The 12,185-nt window shown below is 42.5% G+C and carries 11 protein-coding genes; 4 read left to right on the top strand and 7 right to left on the bottom strand.

The genetic code is table 11. The features are described from left to right. Positions 1-136: 136 nt before the first annotated feature. From JK629_RS09715 to JK629_RS09705, 3 genes are all read right to left on the bottom strand, one after another. Positions 137-622 carry a hypothetical protein gene (locus tag JK629_RS09715; protein ID WP_202335433.1) on the bottom strand — a complete coding sequence of 162 codons (486 nt, stop codon included), beginning with the start codon at positions 620-622 and terminating at the stop codon, positions 137-139. 281 nt (positions 623-903) lie between these two features. Next, positions 904-1,341: a VOC family protein gene (locus JK629_RS09710; RefSeq protein WP_202335432.1), complete on the bottom strand. Its 438-nt coding sequence runs from the start codon at positions 1,339-1,341 to the stop codon at positions 904-906. A gap of 104 nt (positions 1,342-1,445) precedes the next feature. Beyond that, entirely contained in the window at positions 1,446-2,561 is a 1,116-nt protein-coding gene (locus JK629_RS09705; RefSeq protein ID WP_202335431.1) for an FG-GAP repeat domain-containing protein, read from the bottom strand. 244 nt (positions 2,562-2,805) lie between these two features. On the opposite strand from JK629_RS09705, the gene JK629_RS09700 reads away from it, so the two are divergent. Further along, positions 2,806-3,861: an IS110 family RNA-guided transposase gene (locus tag JK629_RS09700; protein WP_202335430.1), complete on the top strand. Its 1,056-nt coding sequence runs from the start codon at positions 2,806-2,808 to the stop codon at positions 3,859-3,861. Positions 3,862-4,184: 323 nt separating this feature from the next. On the opposite strand, the gene JK629_RS09695 is transcribed toward JK629_RS09700, so the two are convergent. Beyond that, on the bottom strand, positions 4,185-4,697 hold the full coding sequence (locus tag JK629_RS09695; protein WP_202335429.1) for a hypothetical protein: 513 nt from the start codon (positions 4,695-4,697) through the stop codon (positions 4,185-4,187). 176 nt (positions 4,698-4,873) lie between these two features. Between JK629_RS09695 and JK629_RS09690 the strand changes: the two genes are divergently transcribed. Beyond that, entirely contained in the window at positions 4,874-6,439 is a 1,566-nt protein-coding gene (locus JK629_RS09690; protein WP_225625999.1) for an IS1182 family transposase, read from the top strand. A gap of 97 nt (positions 6,440-6,536) precedes the next feature. Here JK629_RS09690 and JK629_RS09685 read toward each other — a convergent pair whose 3' ends face one another. Next, positions 6,537-7,805 carry a chloride channel protein gene (locus JK629_RS09685; protein WP_202335428.1) on the bottom strand — a complete coding sequence of 423 codons (1,269 nt, stop codon included), beginning with the start codon at positions 7,803-7,805 and terminating at the stop codon, positions 6,537-6,539. A gap of 197 nt (positions 7,806-8,002) precedes the next feature. Here JK629_RS09685 and JK629_RS09680 point away from each other — a divergent pair, with 197 nt between their 5' ends. Beyond that, complete coding sequence (locus JK629_RS09680; RefSeq protein ID WP_202335427.1) at positions 8,003-9,058, top strand: IS110 family RNA-guided transposase; 1,056 nt, start codon at positions 8,003-8,005, stop codon at positions 9,056-9,058. Between the two features lie 332 nt (positions 9,059-9,390). Here the strand turns inward: JK629_RS09680 and JK629_RS09675 are convergent, their stop codons facing one another. Then, entirely contained in the window at positions 9,391-9,900 is a 510-nt protein-coding gene (locus JK629_RS09675) for a hypothetical protein (protein WP_202335426.1), read from the bottom strand. Between the two features lie 176 nt (positions 9,901-10,076). Between JK629_RS09675 and JK629_RS09670 the strand changes: the two genes are divergently transcribed. Next, on the top strand, positions 10,077-11,642 hold the full coding sequence (locus tag JK629_RS09670; RefSeq protein ID WP_225625999.1) for an IS1182 family transposase: 1,566 nt from the start codon (positions 10,077-10,079) through the stop codon (positions 11,640-11,642). Positions 11,643-11,736: 94 nt separating this feature from the next. Here JK629_RS09670 and JK629_RS09665 read toward each other — a convergent pair whose 3' ends face one another. Further along, complete coding sequence (locus JK629_RS09665; RefSeq protein WP_202335425.1) at positions 11,737-12,093, bottom strand: hypothetical protein; 357 nt, start codon at positions 12,091-12,093, stop codon at positions 11,737-11,739. Between the last annotated feature and the right edge of the window lie 92 nt (positions 12,094-12,185).

The following is a 12,185-nucleotide window of genomic DNA, read 5'->3' as shown; positions in this document are numbered from 1 at the left end:
ACTATTCCATATCATATTATTATTTTTTCAGTATTATTATAGTACTAATCTGTATCATTATAATACATTTTGGGTTTGAAAACAGACACTAAAAAAACGGAAGGCTGCCCTTCCGTTCTTTCATTTAGAAGTTGGCTTAAAGCTCCTCTTCAGCAGGTCTGCCACCGCCCTGCCCGGCAAAACGCTCACGCATCAGTTCAAAACCCGCACGGGCATCCTCACTGCCTGCCTTGCTCATGGTTTCATAAATGGCATAAACCGCCAAGGCATAGGTGAAGGCCTCGTGGGCAGAGATGCGCAGGAGGTCTTCCAGCTTGCGCTGCACCTGCGCCACGCGGGCAAGAACTGCCTTTACCTGCTCAAACAACTGGTAGTCTACCTGTAGGGTGGCCAACTGGAAGCTGGCGGGCAGCACGCTGGCGCCACTACCGGCCATAACATCCAGCACAGTTTCTACAAACACGCGGTTGTCCACGTCCATACCGGTGTAGCGTCGGCGTTGGTCGTCATTCAGTACTCCCTCTGGCAGGCCTTCCATAAAGGCGTCAAGGCCGGTAATGGCAGCGCTAAGCACTGCGGGGTCTAAGACTTCATTGAGTCTGTTTTCTGATAAATTTGCCATAAAGCATTCATTTTTAAAGGTTAATAAACCAAATGTAGAAGGCCTTATTGGACTTTTTTTACGGTATTCCGCAATGACGCACTTTTTTTACAGGGTTTTTCCTTTCTTTTCACTAAGTGGTGGTTAAAAAAAAACCGCTGGGCGCGGTTTTGGTTGGGGCAAGGAAAATTATGTCTTTTTGAATGAGGATTTACCAAGTAGGCACAGACCAAATTGTACCCATCGCTACGGTTTTAATGTGCTACAACGTTTAGGCTATGGTTTCGTTGTTGTTTCCTCGGTTAAATAATTCCCTTGTTATTTGTGTCAAAATCTACCATCCATTCAATTCCATATTTGTCCCTAAACATACCAAAATACGTACCCCAAGGACTATCGGAAATTGGCATTTCAATTTGTCCGCCTACCGAAAGGCCGTTGAATAGTCTGTCTGCTTCTTCTTTACTTTCTGCACTAATTACAATTTTGCTCCTGTTCTCATTTTCGTTTGTTCGCCCCAAAACTTCAGGTACATCATTAGCCATTAAAACGCTTTTGCCTATGGGTAGTGCAATGTGCATAATTTTATTTTCTTCACGTTCCGAAACTGGAAAATCGGCACTTGCCAGATCTTTAAACCGCACTAATTTAGTGAACTCTCCACCAAATATAGATTTGTAAAAGTTGAATGCTTCTTCCGCATTGCCGTTAAAGTTGATGTGTGGATTGATGCTTGCCATATTTTACTTTTTAATCTGTTGTTTGCCTATCATTATGAAGTATCGGTTCATAATAAAATACCGTTGCACCAGAGAGCAGGGTTTTTGTTTTTAGGAGCCCCCAGTTATTTTTTTTGCGTTCTGTAATATATATTCCAAGTTCCAGAGTTTGATTCCACAATATCGGGAAAACCATCATTGTTCAAATCTCCAACCTCAATATTATAGGTGTCATCTTTTAAGTCTTCCCGCAATCCAATCTCTGTAAACGTTCCATTTTTTTGTCCTAAATAAACATAATTTCGTTCTTCTGAATTTCCCTCAATGATGTCCAAATAACCATCTTGGTTTAAATCAGATATTTTAATGGATGAAGTGTTACGTTCTGGTTTAAAATGAAAAACTCGATTGAAACTCAAATTTTCATCACCAAAGTAAATACTGTTTTTAGAACCTAAATTTCCTGTTACAATATCTAAAAATCCGTCTTTATCAAAATCGCCAATATCGATTGAACGAGTTTCATCTTCTTCCTTGCCAAACGCTATGGTTTTTATAAAATTCTGTTTTCCGTCATTTATGTAAATTTTATTTTTCTTTTGTCTCTCTGCTGTTACCAAGTCCAAAAATCCATCTTTATTAATGTCTATTACCTTGGTTTGTATAGTCTGGTCAGATTCGTTTCCAAAAGTAATAGTGTTTTCAAAGTTTCCCCGTCCATCATTTAGGCAAATTTCGTTTTCAGCTTTTCTGTTTGATAGTATTAAATCAAAGTCCCCATCATTATCAATATCTGTTATTTCAAGATTTCTTGAAGGCGATATTGAACCAAAGGTGCTTTCGTTGTCAAAGTTTTGATTGGATGACCCAAAATATATTTTATTGGGAATGTTGTCATTGGCCACTGCAATATCTGTAAATCCATCATTGTTGAAGTCCGCACTTTTTATGGCATAGGAAGCATCAAGGAATTTTCCGATGGGTTGAGCCACTTTAAAACCTCCTTTTCCGTCATTGTAATAAATGTAGTTCTGTTCTGCCCAATGTCTGCCATTTGCTACGAGGGCATCCAAATTCCCGTCTTTATCTATGTCGAACAAGGTTATAGAAGCGGTTCGGTTCGATTGTGTCCCGATTGAAAAGAATCCGTCTGCGTTGAAAAATGTAACTTCTTGTGCAATTCCACTAAAAGTAATTGTCAAAAATGCAAGGAATAATATTGGTGTTCTGATTTTTTCCATAATTGTGGGCAACGTTTGGACTATGGTTTTGTTGTGTGACACGAGCATGCAGTGCGAACTGGCGAAGCAATACCGGGGAGGATTTTCCGCCACAAACCGAAGATAGCAAATTTGTGAGGACTTTCCGAGAGGACACGAGCACGAAGTGCGAACTGGCCGTAGGCAAAGTCGCAAGCAATGAACTATAGCATCTATGAAAAAGCAGCGAGTCTCGTATCTTTAAAGTTCACCAAAACAATAAGATATGAAATTAGAACCCACTGCCCAACCAAAGTTATACATTGGCATCGACATTCACAAGCGGAGCTGGAAAGTTCATTGTGCCACCGACCTGTTTGGCGGCAAGTCATTTGCTATGCCCCCAAAACCTGAAGTATTATACGAGTATGTAGCCAAGCATTTTCCCGACCATCAGGTTACCACCGCTTATGAAGCTGGCTGTTGCGGGTATTACGCCCACCGCAGTTTTAAAACCTATGGCTGGAATTCCCTAGTGGTCAATCCTGCCGATATCCACCGCAAGGGAAAGGAACGTTTTACCAAAACAGATAGAATAGATGCCCAACTGATAAGCAGGGAGCTAAAGGATGGCAGGTTTGAAGGCATCCACGTTCCCGATGTGGAGCGGGAGCAGCTGCGCAGTCTCTTCAGAAGAAGAAACGATCTTGTCAAGGACTATAGGCGCATCAAGAGCCTTATAAAAATGCAGTTGCTGTATTTTGGCATTGCTATTCCCGAGGAGTTTGACAATGACCACTGGAGTCACAAGTTCCGCAATTGGGTGGACGAAGTGGCCTTTACATATCCATCGGCACGTGAGACACTGGACAGCAGGATGCGCAGCTTCAGGTTCATAGACCAGGAGCTGCGAGATGTCTCCACAAAGATGCGTGCCTATTGCCGCAAGCATTACAAGAAAGATTATTATTTACTGAAAAGTGTTCCGGGCATAGGTGGTATCGTAGCCTGCGGCATCCTCTGCGAGCTTGGAGATCTCAGGCGTTTTAACAGCATAAAACATCTGGCCGGCTATGTCGGGCTGGCACCGGGAATCCACCAGAGTGGCGACAACCAAAAGAGCACGGGAATAACCATGCGGGCACATAGATTGATGCGCAGTTATTTTATAGAAGCCTCCTGGCAGGCCATCAGGACAGACCCGATAATGCAGACCTATTATCGCAGGCATTTGGGAAAAAACGTCAAATCAATAATAATCAAGGTCGCCCGTAAATTATTGAGCAGAACTTTAGCAGTCATAAAAACAGAAACTCCTTATGAAATAGGGGTCATTGAATAATAAACAGATAACTAAGCTCACAAAGAAGTAGATTTACCTGTATCACAAAACACCGTGGGTGATCCAAGCAATTGGAATCACATTTTATAGCAAGTGGCCAGGTTTATTATAACTTATAATCATACAGATGCTGGTGACGACCAATACGAGTTGATCACATATAGGATGCGGAGCAAGTTATAAGTATTTAACTGTTGACAATCAATCAGCAAAAAGGAGAGGATTGCCAACAGTTAAACACCCCAAAATCATCATTAAAAGCTGATTAAAATAAAAATATTATTTTTGAAGAACGGGATTAGTGCTTTTCATAGGATGCGGTGTTACCCACCGTTTTTTATTGCGTCGATTTCCTTTTGAAGCTTCTTCCGATAGGTGATCTCATTCCATTTATGTGCAAAGCTGTTATGCTCCCAATTAACGTCGAATTTTTTTTCCTTATGATAAATGGGTAAGGCGATTTTGCAATGAAGCATTGGTGATTTTTCTACAACAGATTCTCGAAATGTTTCACTAAGTGATGATTTAGGATAATATCGTATTTCAATAATAGTTCTCTTTTTCTCTGCTTTGTAGATAACTAGGTTAATATCGTATAGATTATCATAAAGATCCAATAGTCGCAACACAGCTTCTTCAAATGATAATGGTGACTTTGTTTTATTTTCTTTGATTCGGCGTTTACGTTCTAAGTCAGGTTTCAGATTCGTCTCTTTTATTTCCGATATGATGTAAACTAAATTTTCCGAAAGAATATTGATACAATTCTCCTTAACCATTCCTAACAACTTCGGAATTGCATTCGCTATTTCGGCCTTGAGTTCTCCTTTATTCATTTATAATGGTGGGTAACGGTCAAGTATAAGCGTAGTGCGGGATTAGAAGCACTTCACTTTCGGTTTAACCTTATGTTTATTAATATTCAATTTGTTTAAATTTAGCACTTTAGCCCGCATTACGCTTATACAATGTGCCTGTTGCACAAGTTAAGGATTTTCCGTAATTTCATGGTATGCAAGGAAAAAAGATCTACCAAGAAAAGCTCTTCAACGATTTCCGTTTGAGCGAGCGCGTTCCGGAGCACAATTTTTACCGTCGGCTACAATCGGCTTTGGACCTGAATTATTTATATGCACTTACAAGGGACTTTTATGGCGACAGCGGCCAAAAGAGCATCGACCCGATCGTATTTTTCAAGCTTTGTCTGGTTGGTTATTTGGAGAACATCACCAGCGACCGCAAGCTTGTGGAACATTGCGGGATGCGCCTGGATATCCTCTACTTTTTGGGCTATGGGATAGACGAGCAACTCCCTTGGCACTCTACCATCAGCCGTACGCGGCAACTCTTTCCCGAGGATGTCTTTGAAGCAGTGTTCACCAAGGTCTTCACCCTCTGCGTGGATGTGGGGATGGTCAGCGGCCATACCCAGACGGTGGACAGCGCCCCGGTCAAGGCCAATGCCTCTATGGACAGTCTGGAGCTGAAGGTTCCGGAAGAAGAGCTGGAATCACATCTTCGTAAGGTTCGCCACATAAGCGCAATGGATAAAGAAAAGCCCTTTCGCAAAAGCAAGGGCGATAGATCAGATAAAGGCCAGCGTACTATTACCGCCAACGGGAAGGAACTCAATGCCATTGCCTCACGAAACAAACGCTGGAACAAAGACCAAGATCAGCGCCCCGGAGCGGGAAACAAGGGAAGTAAATATACCAGCAACAAGACCCATTACAGCCCCACCGATCCCGATGCCCGCATCAGCGTAAAGCCCGGCAAGGCACGGAAGCTCAACTACCTGAGCCAGCTGTGCGTGGACACCGCCCACCACGTGATCAGCGATATAAGGGCCTACCACGCGGATGGAAAGGACAACCAGCAATTGCCGGACATTGTACAGCGATTAAAACGGCGGCTAGGGAAACAAGGCCTGGTCTGGGAAAACTGCGTGGCCGACACGGGCTACAGCAGCGGCGAGAACTATGCATTCCTTGAAAGGCAGGGCATCAAGAGCTTTATCCCGCCCCACGGCACCTACAAAGGTGGCCCGGAGGGTTTTGTCTATATAGAGGGCGGGAATTACTGGCTGTGCCCACAGGGAAAAAAGGTGACCTTCCGCAAGCAGAAACTGGAAAAGGGAACGCTCAAGGATAACTATTTCACCAGGAGGAGCGATTGCAAGGGCTGTCCCATCAAGGCCCAGTGCATCGGCAAGTCGCACGAAAAACGCATCAACATAACAGCATATCGAGAGGAATATGAACGTAACATTGCCCGTGTAAGCAGCCCACTGGGCAGGTATATGAAGGGCAAAAGGCAGAGTACGGTGGAACCGGTCTTCGGAACGCTCACCCAGTTTATGGGGCTTGGCAAGGTAAATACCATTGGGCTGGCACAGGCCAACAAGTGCATGCACCTCTCGGCAATGGCCTACAACCTTAAAAAATACCTAAAGTTCGTCCAGAAACGGTCAAAAAGTGGGGCAATCTGCCTTGCGCTTACGTTTTCACTGAAAAAGCACCTTCAGAGATGTATAGCCCCGTTTTTAATACTTCCGAAGAGTGCCTACGCTGTAGCGTGAACAAAAAATAAAGCCGCTTAAAACGGCTTAAACGGGGTCAGCTTTTACGGAATTAAGGGGTTGTGCAACGGTTACCAATGTTGTATGCCGTATTTTTTCATTCTTTCTCCATTTGTGAACTTATAAAAGGTATTCTCGGAGCTAAAAAATAGCCTGTCAAACTTGCAAATAAGATTGGGATAAAATGTCCAAACCCTGTCAATGTTGCAAGTAAAATGGTTGTACTCATTGGTGTTCGGGTTACGCAAGCGTTAATTGCTGCCATACAGCTAACTATCGCTAATGTCAAATTTATTGTCGGAAATAGTTGATGGATAATTAGTCCTAACGTAGCTCCTACGAAAAACAGCGGAATAATAAATCCACCTCTCCAACCTGATGTTACAGTAATTGAGATGGCGATAATTTTAAAAATCAAAATAGCAAGCAATAAAGTCAATGGAAAATTCCCTGAAAGAAGTTCGTTAATTTCGTGATGTCCAAAATATCGGGTTAATGGAAAGTAAAATGCTATGATGCCAAGTAGAATTCCACCAATTAACGCTTTGATGTAAATTGGTATGGGTTTTTTCTCGAAAAGTGATTTGAAAAATTTGGTGCAAAAAATAAAAGCCCAACCAAAGGCTGCTCCGATTATTGCAAAGAGAACTGCATAGCCAAAATCAAAAATCCCTGAATATTCATAAGCAGATAAATCCCAAATAGGACCAAGTCCCAAATGAATGATTAAGGCGAAAACTAAATAGCTAAAGCAACTTGCAACAAACGCAGGAATAATTGCTTTGTAATACTCAACTGCGTGTTTGTGATGAAGAATTTCTAATGAAAAGAGGCTGCCGCCCAATGGGGCACCAAATAAAGCTGTAAATCCTGAAGCCATTCCTGCGATACTTAACGACCTTAATTCTTCTCCTTTTAGTCGAAACAATTTTCCTATCCAAGTTCCTGTTGAGCCTGTTACTTGAACCAATGGCGCTTCGGGTCCGAGACTTCCACCTGACGCAACGCATAGCAATGAAGAGAGAACCATTGAAGGATTATTTTTAGGGTCAAGTTTTCCTTTATTAAATCGGATATTGTTTACAATCAAATGTATTTCTCCCGGGTCTCCTATGAAGTGAATTATCAAACCTGCTAAAAGTCCGCAAATCGCCATTACAGGAATTACTTGCCAACCACTAAAAAAAGCTAATTGATGAGTTAGAAACTCAAGTCCAATCCAATAAGCTCCTGCAATAATTCCACCTATTAATCCAAGTAAAGCCCATAACAAAAAAGTCCGACTGAAAACGAATGGGTTAAATCGGACAGGTTGGTCTAAAATGTTTAAATACGTTACTAATTTTCTTCTTCGTTTTAATTTCACTGTTTCGTTTCTGTTTTATGGCATACAACGTTTGGTGTATGGCGCGTTGTGGGAAAATCCGCAGGATTTTCGCCGCTTGCGATAAAGATAGCAAAACTGCGGTGAATTTTCTGCCGAAAATTCGGCCGCAATGTGCTATAGCATCTATGAAAAAGCAGCGAGTCTCGTATCTTTAAAGTTCACCAAAACAATAAGATATGAAATTAGAACCCACTGCCCAACCAAAGTTATACATTGGCATCGACATTCACAAGCGGAGCTGGAAAGTTCATTGTGCCACCGACCTGTTTGGCGGCAAGTCATTTGCTATGCCCCCAAAACCTGAAGTATTATACGAGTATGTAACCAAGCATTTTCCCGACCATCAGGTTACCACCGCTTATGAAGCTGGCTGTTGCGGCTATTACGCCCACCGCAGTTTTAAAACCTATGGCTGGAATTCCCTAGTGGTCAATCCTGCCGATATCCACCGCAAGGGAAAAGAGCGTTATACCAAAACAGATAGAATAGATGCCCAACTGATAAGCAGGGAGCTAAAAGACGGCAGGCTTGAGAGCATCCACGTTCCCGATGTGGAGCGGGAGCAGCTGCGCAGTCTCTTCAGAAGAAGAAACGATCTTGTCAAGGACTATAGGCGCATCAAGAGCCTTATAAAAATGCAGTTGCTGTATTTTGGCATTGCTATTCCCGAGGAGTTTGACAATGACCACTGGAGTCACAAGTTCCGCAATTGGGTGGACGAAGTGGCCTTTGCATATCCATCGGCACGTGAGACACTGGACAGCAGGATGCGCAGCTTCAGGTTCATAGACCAGGAGCTGCGAGATGTCTCCACAAAGATGCGTGCCTATTGCCGCAAGCATTACAAGAAAGATTATTATTTACTGAAAAGTGTTCCGGGCATAGGTGGTATCGTAGCCTGCGGCATCCTCTGCGAGCTTGGAGATCTCAGGCGTTTTAACAGCATAAAACATCTGGCCGGCTATGTCGGGCTGGCACCGGGAATCCACCAGAGTGGCGACAACCAAAAGAGCACGGGAATAACCATGCGGGCACATAGATTGATGCGCAGTTATTTTATAGAAGCCTCCTGGCAGGCCATCAGGACAGACCCGATAATGCAGACCTATTATCGCAGGCATTTGGGAAAAAACGTCAAATCAATAATAATCAAGGTCGCCCGTAAATTATTGAGCAGAACTTTAGCAGTCATAAAAACAGAAACTCCTTATGAAATAGGGGTCATTGAATAATAAACTATAACTAAGCTCACAAAGAAGTAGATTTACCTGTATCACAAAACACCGTGGGTGATCCAAGCAATTGGAATCACATTTTATAGCAAGTGGCCAGGTTTATTATAACTTATAATCATACAGATGCTGGTGACGACCAATACGAGTTGATCACATATAGGATGCGGAGCAAGTTATAAGTATTTAACTGTTGACAATCAATCAGCAAAAAGGAGAGGATTGCCAACAGTTAAACACCCCAAAATCATCATTAAAAGCTGATTAAAATAAAAATATTATTTTTGAAGAACGGGATTAGTGCTTTTCATAGGAGCCGGTGTTGGCAAACGTTATTTTTTATTTATGATTTGTTTTATTCCTTTTATTCCTCCAACAATTATATTCCACCATTCTTTTTGAGTTTTAATTCCGTCTTTTAATTCGTAATCGACAACCTCTTTAGAAACCACAATTGATATTTCTCCATCGCTAGTGTAAATCAAAGTCGGAATGTTATTTTCTATAAATGTTCTCTCAAAGATTTTATTGAATTCTGTTTTATGGGTTAAGCAATAAGTTTGGTCGCTTAAATCATAAGGTTTGAACAAAAAACTGTCTTCAATCAAGTCGGATAAGTCTGATTTCACAGTTTCGTTTTCAGATGGCGAGTAAGAAAATTCAAGATTATAATTTCTAACATCTTCCTTTTTGTCGAATGCAAACATTTTATTCAATTCGTCATTTGTCAGAAATTCAACGATTTCTATATCCGCATAGAATTCAGTCAAAAATTTCACATCGTTTTTGACTTTATTTTTTCTTTTTAATAACTCGATTTTTTTTCTTCTATCGTCGTTCATTCTAATGTTTGCCAACGTTCTTGTATAACAATCAGTTGCGGATTGGTTAAAAACTAAGATAGCTAAAATTACCGACTTTTATGCTTATGCGGTTGTGTCCGCAGGACACAAAGCCGCAATTGTTGTTATACATTGTGCCTGTTGCACAAGTTAAGGATTTTCCGTAATTTCATGGTATGCAAGGAAAAAAGATCTACCAAGAAAAGCTCTTCAACGATTTCCGTTTGAGCGAGCGCGTTCCGGAGCACAATTTTTACCGTCGGCTACAATCGGCTTTGGACCTGAATTATTTATATGCACTTACAAGGGACTTTTATGGCGACAGCGGCCAAAAGAGCATCGACCCGATCGTATTTTTCAAGCTTTGTCTGGTTGGTTATTTGGAGAACATCACCAGCGACCGCAAGCTTGTGGAACATTGCGGGATGCGCCTGGATATCCTCTACTTTTTGGGCTATGGGATAGACGAGCAACTCCCTTGGCACTCTACCATCAGCCGTACGCGGCAACTCTTTCCCGAGGATGTCTTTGAAGCAGTGTTCACCAAGGTCTTCACCCTCTGCGTGGATGTGGGGATGGTCAGCGGCCATACCCAGACGGTGGACAGCGCCCCGGTCAAGGCCAATGCCTCTATGGACAGTCTGGAGCTGAAGGTTCCGGAAGAAGAGCTGGAATCACATCTTCGTAAGGTTCGCCACATAAGCGCAATGGATAAAGAAAAGCCCTTTCGCAAAAGCAAGGGCGATAGATCAGATAAAGGCCAGCGTACTATTACCGCCAACGGGAAGGAACTCAATGCCATTGCCTCACGAAACAAACGCTGGAACAAAGACCAAGATCAGCGCCCCGGAGCGGGAAACAAGGGAAGTAAATATACCAGCAACAAGACCCATTACAGCCCCACCGATCCCGATGCCCGCATCAGCGTAAAGCCCGGCAAGGCACGGAAGCTCAACTACCTGAGCCAGCTGTGCGTGGACACCGCCCACCACGTGATCAGCGATATAAGGGCCTACCACGCGGATGGAAAGGACAACCAGCAATTGCCGGACATTGTACAGCGATTAAAACGGCGGCTAGGGAAACAAGGCCTGGTCTGGGAAAACTGCGTGGCCGACACGGGCTACAGCAGCGGCGAGAACTATGCATTCCTTGAAAGGCAGGGCATCAAGAGCTTTATCCCGCCCCACGGCACCTACAAAGGTGGCCCGGAGGGTTTTGTCTATATAGAGGGCGGGAATTACTGGCTGTGCCCACAGGGAAAAAAGGTGACCTTCCGCAAGCAGAAACTGGAAAAGGGAACGCTCAAGGATAACTATTTCACCAGGAGGAGCGATTGCAAGGGCTGTCCCATCAAGGCCCAGTGCATCGGCAAGTCGCACGAAAAACGCATCAACATAACAGCATATCGAGAGGAATATGAACGTAACATTGCCCGTGTAAGCAGCCCACTGGGCAGGTATATGAAGGGCAAAAGGCAGAGTACGGTGGAACCGGTCTTCGGAACGCTCACCCAGTTTATGGGGCTTGGCAAGGTAAATACCATTGGGCTGGCACAGGCCAACAAGTGCATGCACCTCTCGGCAATGGCCTACAACCTTAAAAAATACCTAAAGTTCGTCCAGAAACGGTCAAAAAGTGGGGCAATCTGCCTTGCGCTTACGTTTTCACTGAAAAAGCACCTTCAGAGATGTATAGCCCCGTTTTTAATACTTCCGAAGAGTGCCTACGCTGTAGCGTGAACAAAAAATAAAGCCGCTTAAAACGGCTTAAACGGGGTCAGCTTTTACGGAATTAAGGGGTTGTGCAACGGTTACCATTGTTGTAACACGTTTTTTATTCAGTTCGATTTCCAAACTTTTGTTTAAATTCAGCAATCAGAGTGTCAATTTTCTCTTTTTCTTTAGACCATTTTCCGTGATAGCGCTTGAGCCTTTTTTCATAATCGTGATGCAATTCTCCAACCAAATCAGCTATAAAAATATCCATTTCTCTAATTTTCCAAGATTTCCAAAATTCAAATTCCTCATCCTCAATTTTGGTTTCTTTTAGTAATTCCATTATTTCGGATGCTGAACTTTCTAATCTATAATGCGAAGGATATTTTAATTTCCATTCCTCAAATAAATTTTTACGAATTTTTTGTAATCGTTCTGTTATTTTTTGGAATTCAGTTATTTTATTATTGTCCATTTCCGTTATTTTTTATTTCATTTTCAAATAAGTAACTCTTGAAGTTAGAGATAAATTATTCGCTTTATTATTCAATTAATTTTCCGATGTTA

This window comes from Aequorivita iocasae (assembly GCF_016757735.1).
Lineage (GTDB): Bacteria > Bacteroidota > Bacteroidia > Flavobacteriales > Flavobacteriaceae > Aequorivita > Aequorivita iocasae.
Note: the sequence above shows the minus strand (reverse complement) of the source record. Positions and strands in the feature narration are given on the sequence as shown.